The sequence below is a fragment of the Ruegeria sp. YTSC325 genome, from assembly GCF_059609525.1.
This window is the reverse complement of record NZ_JBXWLY010000003.1, coordinates 268,857-285,637: the sequence shown is the minus strand read 5'-3', so window position 1 is coordinate 285,637 and position 16,781 is coordinate 268,857. Positions and strand designations below refer to the sequence as shown.

The window sequence follows — 16,781 nt, the reverse complement described above, 5'->3', positions numbered from 1 at the left end:
CTAAAATTATTTTACGGAAAGATATTGTCAATAAAAGTTTCAAGCAATTTGGTTTCCAGTGCATTAAACCTTCGCCACTACGGACATTAGAAAATAGCGTGACGCAGTTTCCTGAGCCCAACCTGCCTGTTTTACCGCCACTAAAACCGTTTTTTTGATGCAAGAACGTCTGATTTGATTTCGAAAAGGGTCTCGAAAACCGTCGTGTGTGCAAGTCCCAACACGGTTACAGCCGCCATCTGTCCGCCATGCTTCGTACAATGGCTTGGACGCGAGGCAAATTTGCGGCACTTTCTTGCCACGCGCTGACAAGCAATGGGCGTAGCATGGCTCATTTTTCTAAATTGCTGCCGTGCTTAAGGTTTTCCCCTTAAATTCCTCTTAGCGTTTTCACATCTCATTCTTATTCATAAATCAGGAGACTACTATGTCACGTACTCTTGTTCTCGGCGTTCTCGTTGCCGGTATTGGCGCCGGTATCTACTATTATCTCACACAACCCGAGCCCACGCCGGCCGAACAGTTGCAATCCGCGGCTCAGGACGCAGGTGATGCGGTCAGCGACGCTGTTGAATCCGTTGCAGAACAGGCTGCAAACGCGTCCGACCAGGTCGAGCAATCCGCGACCGACTTGGCAAATCAGGCGTCCGAAGATGTCGCCGCCTTGGCCATCCAAGGTCAGGATCTTTTGAACAGCTGGATCGAGGACGGCACGTTAGCCGTTCAAAACTTTGACTATGACAAAATGGTCGCATCGGTGAAGGACAGCGCACTGACCAATGATCTGAAAACTCGCGCGATAGCCATTCTGGACGAAATCAAGGCTTCTCCCGAAGTGTTTGCCGCCAAGCTCGAGGAACTGAGGGCACTTCTTACCCAACAGTGATCACGACCGGCGGAGGCGCAGAGTTTGCATGCAAATCAGAGTTTCAGGCAGACCTCCTGTAACGTCACCAAGCAGCAAAGTTGACGTTTCGATAACCGTTTGCTTGGCTACTCAAACTTGGTGCCGCCCCTTTTCGATGCAATCTGCCGAGTACAAGGGGTGGCCCTATACAAGTACAGGATAGATCATGACCACCCTTCCCTCGACCATGTATGCGGTTGTTCAAACCCATGATGGCTATTCCGAAACGGCTACCGGTCCGACCATTAATGACGCCGCTGACTGGCTGGCAGCAGCCGAGATGCAAGTTCCTGTGCCAGGTCCTGGAGAGGTTCTTATCAAATTGCGCGCGGCTTCCGTTAATCCGTCGGATATTCACTTCATCAAGGGTGAATACGGCCAGCCCCGCGTTCAAGGCACAGCCGCCGGGTTCGAGGGCTGCGGCGACGTAGTTGCAACCGGAGCAGGGGCTGAAGCCCTGCAAGGACAGCGTGTGGCTTTTGTGGCCGCGCAGGCGGGGGCATGGGCCGAGTACATCACGACACCAGCGATGATGTGTATACCACTGCGCCCCGACATCTCGGACGAGGACGGCTCAGCGCAGATCGTGAACCCCATGACCGCAATGGCGATGATAGATATCGCGCGAAATGCAGGAGATGCCTTTATCGTTTCCGCCGCGACCAGCCAGTTGGGCAAACTGATGTGCAGTCTGGGCCGAGACCTGGGGTTGAAGCCCATCGCGCTTGTCCGCCGCGACAATGCGATTGCACCCATGAAAGAGCTGGGCGCACATGAGGTTCTGGTCACGTCCGACCCCGAGATGCGAACGAAACTGGTCGCGCTTGGCCACGCCCTGAAGCCTCGTGTGTTTCTGGATGCCGTGGCCGATCAGATATCAGAACAGGTCTTTTGCGCCATGCCCAACGGCGCGCGCTGGGTGTGTTATGGCAAGCTCAGCTCTGACCTGCCCAAGCTGACACAGATGGGTCAACTGATCTTTATGGGCAAGCAGATCGAGGGGTTCTGGCTGACGCAGTGGATGACCACCACACCACCCACCGATCAGATGCGTGTGGTAGCCGAGGTACAGGCGCGGTTCGCCGATGGGCGCTGGAAAACCGACGTTTCCCAGAGGGTTGCGTTGAAGGATGTGATTAAAAATCTGGCTAATGCTCTAAAAAAGGGTGACGGAAAGGTGATCATCACGCCATAGTAGAATAACGCGTCGGACCAAGGAGGATGGTCAGAGGCACTAAAAAGCCGGACAAACCGGCATTGGGAGGTGAATTTGGATAACGCACAGCTGCTGATCAGCGGGCTGGCGAATGGTTGTGTCTACGGCCTGATCGCGCTCGGTTTTGTTCTGATCTACAAGGCGACCGAAGCGGTGAATTTCGCGCAAGGCGATTTCATGATGCTGGGGGCCTTTGTCACCATCGGGCTGACCAATACCGAATATATGGGGCTGCCCTTCTGGCTCGCGCTGCCGATCTCATTGGGGATCATGGGGGCGTTGGGGTATCTGGTGGATCGGCTGATCATTCGGCGGCTGTTCGGCGAAAGCCAGACGGCAGTGGTGATCCTGACAATCGCCCTTGGCTTCGTGATCCGATTTGTCGCCGGGCTGATCTGGGGGCACGAGCCGCAGACGCTGCAGAACCCGCTGGCCGGGAAAGAGGTGCGGTTCGGCGGGCTTGTGTTGGGTATGGAGGATGTGGCCGTCATCATCGTCACCATCCTGCTGACGTGGGGACTGTATTTGTTTTTCAGCCGGACCAAGCTGGGACTGGCAATGCAGGGCGCCTCGCAGAACCAGCTGGCCGCCTACTACATGGGCGTTCCCGTCAAGCGTGTGCAGGGCTTTATCTGGGGGCTGGCGGGCGTGGTTGCTGGGATTGCGGGTATCCTGTTTGCCGCCAAGGGTTCGGTCGATCCGACCACGGGTCTGCTGGGTATCAAGGCGTTTGCCGCCGCTGTGATCGGCGGGTTCGGCAGCCTGCCCGGCGCACTGGCTGGAGGGTTGATCGTCGGCGTTATTGAGCCCTTTGCCAGCCGCTATATCGCGGCCGGATACAGCCAGATCGCACCTTATGCGCTGTTGCTGGCAGTGCTGATCTTCCGCCCCAACGGGCTGTTCAGCCAGGTACGGATCAAGAAGGTCTAGGCAGATGCGGATTGTATTCAAAACCAACTACATGCAGGATATCCGGCCGTGGAAAGACGGCTATCAATTGACCCTCTACTTGATCCTTCTGGTCGTAGTGGCCGCAGCCCCATGGTTGCTGGACGATTTCTATTTGGGTGAGCTGACCAACGTCCTGATCTGGGCCATCGCCGGTCTGGGCCTGATGGTTCTGACGGGCCACACGGGGCAAGTCAGTCTGGGTCACGCGGCGTTTCTAGCCTTTGGCTGCTATGCCAATGTTATCCTGCTTGAGGCCGGTGTGCCCTTCCTGATCGCCTTTCCGCTGGCCGGTATCCTGACCGGCATCGCAGGTGTGACGGTGGCCATCCCTGCTCTGCGACTGCACGGCATCTATCTGGCGATTTTCACCATGGCGCTGTCGATCCTGATGGATGATGTCATCGTCCTGGCCGAGCCGATCACCGGCGGCGTTGGTGGCAAGTTCATAGGCGGCGTCGATATATTTGGCCTGACGATCGACCGCTGGGGCACCCCCGCCCCGTTTTTCTGGCTGGTGCTGGCGGTCGCATTTCTGGTGACGCTGGGCTACATCAACCTGCTGCGCGCGCCCTTGGGCCGCAGCTTTATCGCGGTGCGGGATTCCGAGGTTTCGGCACAGGCGATGGGCGTAGATATCGCGCGCACCAAGATGATTTCATTCGCGCTGTCCTGCGCCGTCACCGGTTGGGCGGGTGCGTTGATGGGCATGTATGCGGGTGCGATCAACAACGAAACGTTCAGCGTCCTGATCTCGATCCAGCTGCTGATGATGATCGTGATCGGTGGGCTGGGCTCGATTCACGGCGCGTTTCTGGGCGCCATCGTAATCGGGTTCCTTCCACAATTCCTGTCGATCTCAAAGGAATATGTGGGTGCCTTGTTCGGCGGCAGTACCGTCGCAATTCCGGGGCTGGAATTCGGCATTTTCGGCATGATCCTGATCGGTTTCATCCTGTTTGAACCGATGGGCATGTATGGCCGCTGGCTGAAAATCCGCACCTGGTTCGAGCTGTTCCCCTTCTACCGCAAGGACATGTTCAAGCGTCAGAAATCCTACCTCAAGACGGAGCGCCTGAGATGAGCCTGCTCGCGTTCGAAAACGTCACCCTGAAATTCGGCGGCCTGACGGCGGTGAATGACCTGTCCTTTTCGGTCGAGGAAGGCGAGGTCTTTGCCATCGTCGGCCCCAATGGTGCGGGCAAATCGACCGTGTTCAACCTGATCTCGCGCTTCTACGACCCGTTTGCCGGGTCGATCCGATTTGACGGGCATGATCTGCTGCAGGTCAAACCCTCGGGCGTGGCGACTTATGGAGTGGCGCGCACGTTCCAGAATATTGAACTGTTCGAACATGCCACCGTGTTGCAGAACCTGCTGGTCGGGCGGCACCGGCACCGCAAAACCAACCTGGTCTCAGAGGTTCTGTTCCTGCCCTCGGCCCGGCGGCAAGAGCTGGAAAACCGCGAAAAGGTTGAAGAGATCATCGATTTCCTCGACCTGCAGGCCTATCGCGACAAGATGATCTCGGGCCTGCCTTACGGTGTGCGCAAAGTGGTCGAGGTCGCCCGTGCTCTGGCCACCGATCCCAAGTTGCTGTTGCTGGACGAACCGGCCTCGGGCCTGTCGGTCGAGGAGACGAAGGATATGCGCTGGTGGATCGACGACATCCGACGGCAGATGGGGATCACGGTGCTGATGGTGGAACACGATATGGGGCTGGTCTCGGGCGTGTCCGACAGGGTGCTGGCGATGGCTGATGGCGCGATGCTGGCGCTGGGAACACCGGCTCAGGTGCAATCCCACCCGGCGGTGGTCGAAGCCTATCTGGGGAAAGCCTCATGAGCGCGCCGATCCTGATCATCCGCAATGTCGAAAGCTTCTACGGCCCGATCATGGCCATTCGCGGCGTGTCGCTGGACGTGCATCCGGGGCAGATCGTGTCGATCCTGGGTGCGAACGGCGCGGGCAAGACGACGCTGATGAAGACCGTGTCCGGCGTGATGGACCCCGAAAAGGGCAAGATCACCTTTGATGGCGACGAAATCCAAGGGTCCGAGCCGCATAAGGTCGTGCAAAAAGGCATCGTCCATGTCCCCGAAGGGCGCGAGGTGTTCCCCCTGATGACCGTGGACGAAAACCTCAGCCTCGGGGCCTATACGGCGACCGACAAGGGGCAGATCGACCATGACCGCGAGTTGGTATTCTCTTACTTCCCGATCCTGAAGGAACGCCGAAATCAAGAGGCCGGAACCCTTTCGGGCGGACAGCAACAGATGCTGGCAATCGGGCGCGGGTTGATGGCGAACCCCAAGATCATGCTGCTGGACGAACCCTCGCTGGGTCTGTCGCCGCTGCTGGTGCAGGAGATTTTCAGCATCCTCAAACGCCTGAATGACGAACAGAACATGACCATGATGCTGGTCGAACAGAACGCCAATGCGGCGCTGGAATTGGCCCATCATGGCTATGTGATGGAGGTCGGGCGCATCGTCATGGACGGCGCGGCGGATGTGTTGATGCAATCCGAGGACGTCCAGAACTTTTATCTGGGCGTGCAGGAAGAAGGCGCGCGGGAAAACCGCCGCTGGAAGCGCAAAAAGACATGGAGGTGACCGGCATGAATATCAGCACCCTGCCCCCTCAGACCAAGATCAACGGAATCCAGCTCAACGCCACCCCCGGACAACGCCCGGTGCTGGTGGATGAATGCACGACCCTGTGTCACCTGTTCCAGAAACGCTGCGCCGATCTGGGCAACCGCACCGCGCATCGCGAGAAGGATTTCGGCATCTGGAAATCCTATTCCTGGGCCGATTACTGGCAACACGCCAAGTGGATCGGACTGGCCCTGCGCAAACTGGGTCTGCAACGCGGTGAGGTCGTCTCGATCCTGTCAGAGGACCGCAAGGAATGGGCGTGGTTCGATATGGGCATTCAATGCGTTGGTGGGATTGCCTCGGGCGTCTATACCACGGATTCCGCCAAGCAGTTGAAATACCTCGTGAATGACAGCGACAGCCGGTTCCTGATCGTCGAGAACGAGGAACATCTGGACAAGTTCTTCGAGGTCGAGGCCGAGCTTCCCAGCCTGCTGAACGTCATCATCCTTGAGGATGAGGGCCTGCACGACCTGAACCACGACCGCTGCATGATGGTTGCCGACCTCTACGAGATCGGGCGGCAAGCCGAGGCCGAAGACCCCACCCGGTTCGACGCCGAGATCGCGCTGGCCTCACCGCAGGACACGGCCTTGCTGGTCTACACCTCGGGCACCACCGGGGCGCCCAAAGGCGCGATGCTGAGCCATGAGAATATTCTGGCCGCGATCGAGGCCGGGGCGCATTCCCTGCCCACATTCGAAACCGATGAGCAGCTGTGTTTCCTGCCGCTGTGCCACATCCTTGAACGCGACGTGTCGGTGTATTTCCCGCTGGCCGCGAAATGCGTGGTGAACTTCGCCGAAAGCCCCGAGACCGTCTTTGCCAACCTGCAAGAGGTATCGCCCAGCACATTCACCGCCGTGCCACGCGTTTGGGAAAAGATCTATTCGCAGGTCAAAATCCTGACGCAAGAGGCCACCCCCACAGGCCGCGCCGCCTTTGGTATGGCACTGAAAGCCGGGTTTGCACGGGCCGAATACCTGCTGGCAGGTAAACCGGTGCCCGCTGGTGTAGCCGCCCAGTTTTGGCTGTGGGATCGGCTGGTCCTGCGCAATCTGCGGCGGATGCTGGGGATGGACAAACTGCGCCGCGGCGGCAGCGGGGCCGCGCCCATCTCGGCCGATCTGCTGACATGGTACTGGGCCATTGGTGTGCCACTGGTCGAAGGGTTCGGGATGACCGAAACCTCGGGTCTGGCGACGCTGAACACCACCGAAGATAACAAGGTCGGCACCATCGGCCGTGCAGTGCCTGGCAATGACGTGCGCATCTCGGATGACGGTGAAATCCAGGTTAAGGGTCTGAACATCTTTCAGGGCTATTGGCGCAACAATGCCAAAACCGCTGAAACATTCACCGCCGATGGCTGGCTGCGCACCGGCGATATGGGCAAGATCGACGCCGACGGGTTTGTGACCATAACCGGCCGCCTTAAGGACATCATCATCACGGCAGGCGGCAAGAATATCACCCCGGCCGAAATTGAAAGCCGCCTGAAGTTCAGCCACTACATCTCGGACGCGGTGATCATCGGGGATGCGCGCAAATATCTAACGGCACTGATCATGATCGATCAAGAAAACGTCGAAAAATTCGCGCAGGATCGCAAGGTGCCGTTTTCGAACTTTGCCTCACTCTGCGCCGCGCCCGAGGTGCTGGATCAGATCAAGGCCGAGATTGATGCCGTCAACAAGGAATTCGCGCGGGTCGAGCAGATCAAGGACTTCCGCCTGATCAACGTGCTGCTGACCGCTGATGACGAAGAACTGACCGCCACGATGAAACTCAAACGCAGCTTTGTTGAGAAGAAACACGCACATCTGATTGAAGACATGTACAAATAGATAAGGGTCTACCCAAAGGGAGGAAAAACATGAGGAACGTGATCAAACGACTGGCGGCCGCCACCGCTTTGACGGCTGCGGCAACAATCGCAAATGCCGAGACGCAGGGTGTGAGCGACGATGAAATCGTCATCGGCTCGGTCAACGACCTGAGCGGTATTTTCGCCGCTGTGGGTGTTCCCGCAACCAAGGGCGCGAATGTGGTTTTTGACCGCGTGAATGCAGAAGGCGGCGTGCATGGTCGCAAAATCCGTTTCGTGGTCGAGGATAACGGGTACCAGATGCCGCGTGCGATGCAGGGCTATAACAAGCTGCTGAACCGCGACAAAGTGTTTGCGATGCTGCAATCGCTGGGCACACCCATGAACGTTGCTGGGTTCAAGCTATTAGACCCTAAAGGTATTCCCAATGTTGCGCCTTTGACCGCAGCGCGGCAGATGCTGCAGGAACCGATGGACAACAAATTCACGTCCTTCTCGACCTATTTCGACCAAAGCCGCGTGGGCGTGAAATACCTGGCCGAGCAATTCGGAGGGCAAAAGGTCTGCACCATGTATCTGCCAACCGATTTCGGTGAGGAAATTCTGGAAGGCAGCAAAGCCGGTGCCGAAGAGGCCGGGATCGCCTTCGCGGCGGAAACCACGCATAAGCCGGATGAAACGGATTTCGTTGGATCTTTAAGCAAGCTCAAGGAAGAAGGATGCAATATCGTCACCATGGCGCTGGGCGTACGGCAGGCGATCACCGTGGTTGGAACGGCCAAAAAGATGGGCTTGGCTGATATGAAGTTCCTCGGAACGTCCGCCAGCTTTCTGACCGTTGTGGCGCAGGTACCTGGTGGTGTGACAGACGGGTTCTATGCGGCCGCGTCCTGGCAAGATCTATGGGCGCGTGCTGATGAGCCTGCCCCGGCCGCCTTCATCGAAGAATACAAAGCTGCGACCGGCGAAGACCCGGTTGGCTTTTCCATGCTGGGCTATTCGGCCGCCGAAATGATGGTCAAGGCGCTTGAGGCCGCCGGTCCCGACCTGACTCATGAGAGCTTTATCGCCGCAATGGAATCTCTGGACTATCAGGACGAGCTGGTTGGCAACCATATCACCTACGGCCCCGATGATCACCAGGGCGCAGACTCGGTCTATGTGAGCGTTGTAGAGGACGGCGCATGGAAGATCGTCTACGAAGAGTGAAACACCGGTAGATGTAAACCAACAAAGGGCCCTCTCATGCGGGCCCTTTTCAAATAGTCGCCACACGTGGCGGGTGTTTCTCGCTCAACATCGACAGTCGAACCTTAGAGTTCCGTTGATACCCTGATAGAGACCGAACAAGAGCTTTTCCCAAAAGCCTGCAAGTTTTCCGAAAAATCAAACGCATGGGAATTCCCAAAATGGTAACACCCAATCTTTTCAACGCGTTTTTAGCGGAATAATGGCGCACCTGAGAGGATTCGAACCTCTGGCCTCTGCCTTCGGAGGGCAGCGCTCTATCCAGCTGAGCTACAGGTGCCTTGGCTGTTAGCTAACCTTGTTCCGATCCGGGTGCAACTGCAAATCTGCCCGGATAAGTCAGGTTTCACGCAAACAGATCATGCGCCAATTCCAGCGCGTCGATCAGTGTGTCGACCTCTTCTTTTGTGTTATAGAGGCCAAAGCTCGCCCGGCAGGTGGCAGTGACTCCGTAGAAATCCATCAACGGACCGGCGCAATGATGACCAGCGCGCACCGCGACGCCTTTCTTGTCCAGAATGGTGGAAACATCATGCGCGTGCCCCGCCCCGTCCAGCGTAAAGCTGAAAATGGCGGCCTTGTCAGCACGGGTGCCCTGAACCTGCAACCAGTTGAGCCCCGTCAGCCGCTCCATCGCGTAATCACGAATACCCGCTTCATGGGAGGCGATGTTCTCCATCCCCAAATCCATCATGTAGTCCAGCGCCACGCCCAACCCGATGGTTTGCACAATACCCGGCGTTCCGGCCTCGAACTTCATCGGTGGATCATTATAGATCACCTGATCCTTGCTGACCTCTTTGATCATGTCGCCGCCCCCGATAAAGGGACGCATCTCAGCCATACGTTCGGACTTGATGTAGATCGCACCAGACCCGGAGGGGCCATAGAGCTTGTGCCCGGTGATCGCGTAAAAGTCGCAACCGATGTCCTGAACATTGACCGGCATATGTACTGAACCCTGGCTGCCATCGACCAGAACCGGGACACCTTTGGCGTGCGCGCCTTGGGTGATCGCCTTTACATCAACCACAGTGCCCAAAACATTCGAACACTGAGTGACGGCGACCAGCTTGGTCTTGGGGCCAATAGCGTCAATGACAGCCTGAGGGTCCAGCCCTCCTTCAGAGTCCACATCAACCCATTTCAGGACAACGCCCTGCCGTTCCCGAAGAAAATGCCAAGGGACGATGTTGGCGTGGTGTTCCATCACGGAAAGCACGATCTCATCCCCGGCCTCCAGGCGCGGCATCGCCCAACCATAAGCGACCAGATTGATGCCTTCGGTCGTACCCGAATTCAGAACGATCTCATCCTCATCCGCCGCGCCCAGAAAGCGCGCAATGGTGCCGCGCACGGATTCGTATTTCTCGGTCGCCAGATTGGACAGATAGTGCAGTCCACGGTGTACGTTGGAGTACTCCTCGGCATAGGCGCGTGTGACTGCATCAATCACAACCTGCGGCTTTTGCGCCGATGCTCCGTTATCCAGATATGTCAGTGGCTTTCCGTTTACCTCTCGGGACAGGATCGGAAAGTCCGCACGGATTTTATGTACATCATACATGGTATTTTCTTCCCTAGACAGGGCCGCTGGGCACCAACACGAGGACAAATGGGACTGCAACCAGTGCAGACAACACGATGACCCCAAAGGATTTTAAGATCGAACCGAACTTATGCGCTTCATTGATGAAATGGAGTGTGACGTAAAGGCTGATTATCAAAGTCGCCACCACAAACATCACCAGCAAGAAGGGCAACACCAACGAAACCACCAGCGTTAAGACCAGCGCCGCAACCTGAAGGAACTGCAACCAGACCATCAGGATCATGAAGTCGTTGAACGTGGCCACCCCGCCAAGAAAGCGCCCGATCACAAGAAACGCAACGATACTGAACATCATTGCCCCTGCCGACCTCAGCAAACCCAGGACAACAGGCTCGGGTGGTAAGGCGATTTCACCTGGCGGCACCGGGACAAGCTGCTGGATACCAACCTGGCCCAAGCTGTTCATCACAATAGCCAGGAAAAATGCCAGCCAAAGAACCTCTCGCCCCGGCTGCAAAGCCAGTAATCGCCGCGCGGCATCAGAAGGTTTGGTCACTGTTAGAACCGCTAGGTTTAGTACGGACTGAACTGTCATTGCGACACCCTCTGCGCCTGTCTGAGGCCCGAGAGCCAGAACCACAGAAAGACCACAAACCAGATCAATCCAACACCCGTCAATGCCGGACCCGGCCCGATAAAGCCTGCCACAAGGCCATTCAGCAACACCAAAGGTGTCGACGACAAAAGCGCCCAGAACAGCGCCACCCGGGCGCCATAGGCTGATCCTTTGCCTCCGACCAGCCGTGCCGCGCCATATGACACAAAGGCCAATGCGTAGAAAAACAGCGGCAGGATGATTACAGTGCCCAAAAGCGCACCGCCCATAAGCATGTTCAACTCAAGACCTTCAAGATGCGCACGGCGGGACAAACTGGGTAGTTGCGCGATGAACGCGACCACACAAAACGCCATCACAAAGACCAAAGCCCGATCTTCGCGCTGTCCCAGTTCAAGAAGCCGGCGCACAACACGCCCCGGCCCCCGATATGTGGCCACTATATCCGACGTTACCGGCATTAGCTGTGCCGCGACATCCAGCCTTCAAGGCGATCGACAATGGCCTGCGACAGGGCATCGTCCTCAATCTCGTCCACGGCCTCCGCCAGAAACGCCAGCGTCAGCATGTTGGTCGCCTCTTTGGTCGGAACCCCGCGCGAGCGCAGATAGAACAGCGCCGTTTCATCAATCGCACCTGAGGTCGAGCCGTGCGAACACGCCACGTCATCCGCATAGATCTCAAGCTCGGGCTTGGCGAGGAACTGGCTGTCGTCATCCAGCAGCAGAGACTGGCTGATCTGATAACCATCAGTCTTCTGAGCGCCCTCCTTCACAAGAATCTTGCCTTGGAACACACCTGTCGCGCCGTTGCGCAGCACTTTCTTGAACACCTGACGGCTTTCACAATTCACAGCGTCATGAGTGATGAAGACGGTATCGTCGTGATGGAAATCGCCGTCACCAACGCAGGCACCGGCAACATGGGCCACCGCATCGTCTCCGGTCAGCTCGACCACCTGTTCGTTGCGCGTAAGCACGCCATTCACAGTCAGGGTGAAGGATTTGTAGACCGATTCCTGCCCCAGACGCGTGAACATGTGGGTCGCGGCACGACGCTCGTGGTCGCGGCCTTGCGCCCGCACGTGATGCAACACCCCACCATCGGCAATGTCGATCTCCATGCATTTGTTGAAACGCGAAGCCGCCGGGCCGTTTTCAAGGATCGTCACCTCGGCACCGCTTTCGACACGGATGATATGGTGCAGCATCGCGTCCGAGGTTTCAGAGGCATGGCGATAGATAAAGCTGATCGGCTTGGTCGGTTTGCCCGAGACATGGATCGCGATCCCATCCGCCGCGAAGGCCGTGTTCAGCGCCGCCAGAGGACGTTGCACAGGCGATTGACCACGCGCTTCAAGCACGCCGTACAGCTCTTTCGCCCAATGAATATCCTTGAAACAGATATCCTCGATCCGATCGATAGTGACACCTTCCAGCGTCAAATCATCAGACTGTTCGGGGCTGAAAACACCATCAACGAAAACGATCTTCAAACGGTCCAGATCGGCGAACAGCATGGCCTCATCCGGATCGAACAGCGCGGCCCGAGGGGCCTCGGGCGCTACCAGCGTATCCGGGCGGGTGTATTTCCAATACTCATCCCGGCGACCGGGCAGACCCATTTCCAGCACACGGGCCAGCGCGTCTTCGCGCGCGGCTCGAGTGCAACCGGCGTCGGGCATGACCAGATTGGCCAGCCGCGCCTCGGTTGCGGTTTGTTTCACTTCGGGCAATGCCATCAGTTCACCTCGGCCAGAATGTCTGCGTAACCGTTGTTTTCAACCTCCAGCGCCAGATCGGGGCCACCGGTTTTGACGATCTTGCCGTCCGCCATGATGTGTACAACGTCCGGTTTGATGTGATCCAACAAACGCTGATAGTGCGTGATCACCAGGAACCCACGTCCCTCGTCGCGCAACGCGTTCACACCCTCGGCCACCAGCTTCATCGCGTCCACATCCAGACCCGAGTCGGTTTCGTCCAAGATGCACATCTTGGGTTCGAGCATCGCCATTTGCAGGATCTCGTTGCGCTTTTTCTCACCGCCCGAGAAGCCAACATTGACAGGGCGTTTCAGCATGTCTGCGTCGATCTTCAGCGACTTGGCCTTGGCGCGGACTTCTTTCAGGAAGTCAGCCGCCGACAGCTCATCCTCGCCGCGCGCCTTGCGCTGGGCATTCACGGCGGTGCGCAGGAAGGTCATGTTGCCCACGCCAGGAATTTCGACCGGGTATTGGAACGCCAGAAAGACACCAGCGGCGGCGCGCTCTTCCGGTTCCATCTCCAGCAGATCTTCGCCGTCCAGAGTCGCCGACCCATCGGTCACTTCATACCCGTCGCGCCCCGAAAGCACATAGCTGAGCGTCGACTTGCCCGAGCCATTCGGCCCCATGATCGCGTGCACCTTACCGGCCTCGACCGTCAGATCGACACCTTTGAGGATTTGCTTTTCTTCTTCCTCAAGCTTCACGTGCAGGTTCTTGATTTCAAGCATTTTTTACCCTTTTGCGTAGCGCAAGGGACCGCGCGGCCCCGATATTTTGTGAATTTCGAAATGATGCGGCTTTAGCCGACCGAACCCTCAAGGCTGATCGCAACAAGCTGTTGTGCTTCCATGGCAAACTCCATCGGCAACGCCTGCAACACGTCCTTGCAGAACCCGTTTACCACCAGCGCCACGGCCTCTTCCTCGTCCATACCGCGCTGTCGGCAGTAAAACAGCTGATCGTCATCCACCTTGGACGTCGTCGCCTCATGCTCCACACGGGACGAGTTGTTCTTGACCTCGATGTAAGGCACTGTATGCGCCCCGCATTTGTCGCCGATCAGCAAGCTGTCGCACTGGGTATAGTTGCGGCTGTTCTTAGCCTTGGGATGCATCGAAACCAGACCGCGATAGGTGTTCTGCGCCTTACCCGCGCTGATACCCTTAGACACGATGCGCGACTTGGTGTTCCTGCCCAGATGAACCATCTTCGTGCCGGTATCGGCCTGCTGATAGTTGTTGGCGATGGCGATCGAATAGAACTCGCCCTGGCTTTCCTCGCCCCGCAGGATGCAGGACGGGTATTTCCAGGTTACAGCCGAACCGGTCTCGACCTGCGTCCACATCACCTTGGACCGGTCGCCCCGGCAATCGGCGCGTTTGGTCACAAAGTTATAGATGCCACCCTTGCCATTCTCATCACCGGGGAACCAGTTCTGAACGGTCGAGTACTTCACCTCAGCGTCTTCTTCGATGATGATCTCGACCACAGCCGCGTGCAGCTGTGCGGTATCACGCTGGGGTGCGGTGCAGCCTTCCAAATACGACACGTACGAGCCCTTATCGGCAATGATCAGCGTGCGTTCAAATTGGCCTGTGTTTTCCGCGTTGATACGGAAATAGGTGCTCAGCTCCATCGGGCAACGCACGCCCGGCGGGATGTAAACAAACGAGCCATCCGAGAACACGGCCGAGTTCAGAGTGGCGTAAAAGTTGTCCGAGACCGGAACCACCGAACCCAGATACTTCTTGACCAATTCGGGGTGCTCTTTGATAGCCTCAGAGATCGAGCAGAAGATCACACCCGCTTTCTTCAGCTCTTCCTGAAACGTGGTTCCAACAGAAACCGAGTCGAACACCGCGTCCACGGCAACCTTGCGACCCTCAGCCGGCGCATCCTCGGCACCTTCGACACCCGCCAAAATCATCTGTTCTTTCAGAGGGATACCGAGCTTTTCGTAAGTAGCCAGCAGCTTAGGATCGACTTCATCCAAGGACTTGGGCTTTTCCTCCATCGACTTGGGACGGGCATAGTAATACTGGTCCTGAAAATCGATCTTGGGATAGCTGACCATCGCCCAGTTCGGCTCATCCATCTGAGTCCAGCGCTCGAACGCGGCCAGACGCCATTCGGTCATCCACTCTGGTTCTTCGTTCTTTTCCGAGATCAGGCGGACGATATCAGGGTTCACGCCCTTGGGCGCGTATTCCATCTCGATATCGGTTTCCCAGCCGTATTTATAGGTTCCGACCTCGCGTACCGCATCCACGGTTTCCTGATCGACACCCTCTTTTACCTGGGTCTGGTCCAAAGCGGCCATAAGACACCCTCCGTCTGATCACGCGGCCCGCGCGCGATGCTTTTTCTCTTTTTCCAGCCACGTTTCCGCGAAACGCAGCACATCTTCTTCCGTTGTCGCAGGCCCCAGCGAAACGCGAATTGCGCTGGCAGCTGTTACCTCGTCAAATCCCATCGCGGTCAGTACCGCACTTGCACGTACCTTGCCGCTGGAGCAGGCCGAACCTGCGCTAATCGCAAATCCAGCCAGATCCATCTGCATGACCTGCGTCTCACCCTTCCAACCGGGCGTGGCGAAGCACAGAGTGTTCGGCAGGCGTTCCTGATCTTTCCCGACAAAAATAGTAGATTTAGAACCGGCCTCAAGGGCCTTTTCTAGAATATTTCTAAATTCTTTGACCTGCTCCCAAACACCATTGGCCAGATCGCGCGCGGCCGCTTCAGCTGCGGCCCCGAACCCTGCGATTCCAATAACATTTTCTGTCCCGGAGCGACGTCCCATTTCCTGACCGCCACCCTTGATCCGGGCGGGCAGATCGGTTCCGCGCTTCATCACAACCGCGCCAACGCCTTTTGGACCGCCAAGCTTATGGGCCGAGATCAATGCCATCTGGGCATCCAGCCAGTTGAACGCGATTGGTAATTTTCCAAACGCCTGAGTCGCATCGGTCACCGCCAACCCTGCTGGCAATGATTGAACGATACCCGTCTCGGAATTCGCGTATTGCAGCGTCGATTGGTCCGGCGCTGAAACCGCAACCATACCTTCTTTCGACACGCTCAAATCTTCCACTGTCCACGCGCGGACCGCATCATGTTCGATTGCAGCCCCATGCAGGCCCCGCCCCTCTAGTGTCAGAGCAGCCCCTTCGGTCGAACCCGAAGTAAACACGACATCAGCCCCTTCGGCCCCAAAGGCAGCCGCAATCTGTGCTCTTGCGCGCTCGACAAGCGCCTTAGCTGCGCGCCCTTCAGCGTGGACCGAGGATGGATTGCCGCAAATCTCCATTGCGGAGATCATCGCCTCGCGAGCCTCTGGACGCAGAGGTGTGGTGGCATTGTGATCCAGGTAAATACGATTCACGGATTCACCTTTTCGGAGCGCAGAAGTTCGTTTTCAGCAAATGCCATCCTATTCGTCCACAACTGCAAAAAGGCTTGGTACGGCCGGACAAGGTGCGAGGTCATTCTTGATCACGTCCGAAAGGCGCGTTTGATGCAAGAACACATACACATGGGCGCTCAGGCCCTCCCATAGACGATTGGTTAGGGATTGCGCCCGGCTGCCGGACAAAGCTCCGGTTGCGCCAGCGCCTTTTTGTAAAGCATCGACTGTTTCATCAACGGCGGCCAGAATCTCAACAACGCGAATTTCGGACGCTGGACGGGCAAGGCGATAACCACCACCCGGCCCCCGAACCGAAGACACCAGCTCGGCCCTGCGTAGCTTGACGAACAACTGCTCGAGGTAAGGCAGAGAAATGTCTTGCCGTGCTGAAATCTCGCTGAGTGTCACCAGCCCGTCCGAGGGCTGAAGGGCGATATCGGCAAGAGCCACCATCGCATAACGACCCTTGGTCGACAGCTTCATTTGCATTCCCTCATGGCAGTTTACGCGCGAAATCATTGACGCCGCCGCTGCCAGTGCGTATCTCCGACAAGCAGCGCTCATGCGCCCAGTATCACAATTAGAACCGTTCTAAGGTGTCCGACGATTATCGTCAAGTATTTCCGGGCACC

The 16,781-nt window shown here is 57.2% G+C and carries 16 protein-coding genes and 1 tRNA gene; 8 read left to right on the top strand and 9 right to left on the bottom strand.

The genetic code is table 11. The features are described 5' to 3' along the window. The first annotated feature begins 427 nt into the window (after positions 1–427). The 8 genes from AC2FF7_RS06540 to AC2FF7_RS06505 all read left to right on the top strand — a co-directional run bounded on the left by AC2FF7_RS06540 (position 428) and on the right by AC2FF7_RS06505 (position 8,768). Complete coding sequence (locus tag AC2FF7_RS06540) at positions 428–886, top strand: hypothetical protein (RefSeq protein ID WP_496905394.1); 459 nt, start codon at positions 428–430, stop codon at positions 884–886. Between the two features lie 187 nt (positions 887–1,073). Continuing rightward, on the top strand, positions 1,074–2,102 hold the full coding sequence (locus AC2FF7_RS06535; protein WP_496905393.1) for an alcohol dehydrogenase catalytic domain-containing protein: 1,029 nt from the start codon (positions 1,074–1,076) through the stop codon (positions 2,100–2,102). Between the two features lie 75 nt (positions 2,103–2,177). Further along, the gene (locus AC2FF7_RS06530; protein ID WP_170751263.1) at positions 2,178–3,053 is read left to right on the top strand and encodes a branched-chain amino acid ABC transporter permease; all 876 of its coding nucleotides are present in this window, start codon (positions 2,178–2,180) and stop codon (positions 3,051–3,053) included. Between the two features lie 4 nt (positions 3,054–3,057). Continuing rightward, the gene (locus tag AC2FF7_RS06525) at positions 3,058–4,155 is read left to right on the top strand and encodes a branched-chain amino acid ABC transporter permease (RefSeq protein ID WP_480865565.1); all 1,098 of its coding nucleotides are present in this window, start codon (positions 3,058–3,060) and stop codon (positions 4,153–4,155) included. Continuing rightward, the gene (locus tag AC2FF7_RS06520; RefSeq protein WP_496905392.1) at positions 4,152–4,916 is read left to right on the top strand and encodes an ABC transporter ATP-binding protein; all 765 of its coding nucleotides are present in this window, start codon (positions 4,152–4,154) and stop codon (positions 4,914–4,916) included. The genes AC2FF7_RS06525 and AC2FF7_RS06520 overlap by 4 nt, the downstream gene beginning before the upstream one ends. Beyond that, a complete protein-coding gene (locus AC2FF7_RS06515) occupies positions 4,913–5,686 on the top strand; it encodes an ABC transporter ATP-binding protein (protein WP_496905391.1) in 774 nt (257 codons plus the stop codon). Before AC2FF7_RS06520 ends, AC2FF7_RS06515 begins: the two co-directional genes overlap by 4 nt. Positions 5,687–5,691: 5 nt before the next feature. Next, the gene (locus tag AC2FF7_RS06510; protein WP_480865570.1) at positions 5,692–7,578 is read left to right on the top strand and encodes an AMP-dependent synthetase/ligase; all 1,887 of its coding nucleotides are present in this window, start codon (positions 5,692–5,694) and stop codon (positions 7,576–7,578) included. A 29-nt stretch (positions 7,579–7,607) separates the two neighbouring features. Then, entirely contained in the window at positions 7,608–8,768 is a 1,161-nt protein-coding gene (locus tag AC2FF7_RS06505) for an ABC transporter substrate-binding protein (RefSeq protein WP_209197246.1), read from the top strand. Between the two features lie 242 nt (positions 8,769–9,010). Here the strand turns inward: AC2FF7_RS06505 and AC2FF7_RS06500 are convergent. The 9 genes from AC2FF7_RS06500 to iscR all read right to left on the bottom strand — a co-directional run bounded on the left by AC2FF7_RS06500 (position 9,011) and on the right by iscR (position 16,632). Beyond that, positions 9,011–9,087: transfer RNA gene (locus AC2FF7_RS06500), tRNA-Arg, on the bottom strand. Between the two features lie 66 nt (positions 9,088–9,153). Beyond that, positions 9,154–10,374 (bottom strand): cysteine desulfurase, encoded by a 1,221-nt coding sequence (locus AC2FF7_RS06495; RefSeq protein ID WP_353389804.1) that lies wholly within the window; start codon positions 10,372–10,374, stop codon positions 9,154–9,156. A gap of 13 nt (positions 10,375–10,387) precedes the next feature. Beyond that, positions 10,388–10,954 (bottom strand): YIP1 family protein, encoded by a 567-nt coding sequence (locus AC2FF7_RS06490; protein ID WP_480865572.1) that lies wholly within the window; start codon positions 10,952–10,954, stop codon positions 10,388–10,390. Next, a complete protein-coding gene (locus AC2FF7_RS06485) occupies positions 10,951–11,436 on the bottom strand; it encodes a YIP1 family protein (protein ID WP_170751278.1) in 486 nt (161 codons plus the stop codon). Before AC2FF7_RS06485 ends, AC2FF7_RS06490 begins: the two co-directional genes overlap by 4 nt. Beyond that, positions 11,436–12,716 (bottom strand): SufB/SufD family protein, encoded by a 1,281-nt coding sequence (locus AC2FF7_RS06480; RefSeq protein ID WP_480865574.1) that lies wholly within the window; start codon positions 12,714–12,716, stop codon positions 11,436–11,438. The genes AC2FF7_RS06485 and AC2FF7_RS06480 overlap by 1 nt, the downstream gene beginning before the upstream one ends. After that, entirely contained in the window at positions 12,716–13,471 is a 756-nt protein-coding gene (sufC, locus tag AC2FF7_RS06475; protein ID WP_170553354.1) for a Fe-S cluster assembly ATPase SufC, read from the bottom strand. The genes AC2FF7_RS06480 and sufC overlap by 1 nt, the downstream gene beginning before the upstream one ends. A gap of 71 nt (positions 13,472–13,542) precedes the next feature. Continuing rightward, the gene (gene sufB / locus AC2FF7_RS06470; RefSeq protein WP_480865576.1) at positions 13,543–15,063 is read right to left on the bottom strand and encodes a Fe-S cluster assembly protein SufB; all 1,521 of its coding nucleotides are present in this window, start codon (positions 15,061–15,063) and stop codon (positions 13,543–13,545) included. 18 nt (positions 15,064–15,081) lie between these two features. Then, positions 15,082–16,125: a cysteine desulfurase family protein gene (locus AC2FF7_RS06465; RefSeq protein WP_496905390.1), complete on the bottom strand. Its 1,044-nt coding sequence runs from the start codon at positions 16,123–16,125 to the stop codon at positions 15,082–15,084. 48 nt (positions 16,126–16,173) lie between these two features. Continuing rightward, the gene (gene iscR, locus AC2FF7_RS06460) at positions 16,174–16,632 is read right to left on the bottom strand and encodes a Fe-S cluster assembly transcriptional regulator IscR (protein WP_170354223.1); all 459 of its coding nucleotides are present in this window, start codon (positions 16,630–16,632) and stop codon (positions 16,174–16,176) included. Positions 16,633–16,781 lie beyond the last annotated feature (149 nt).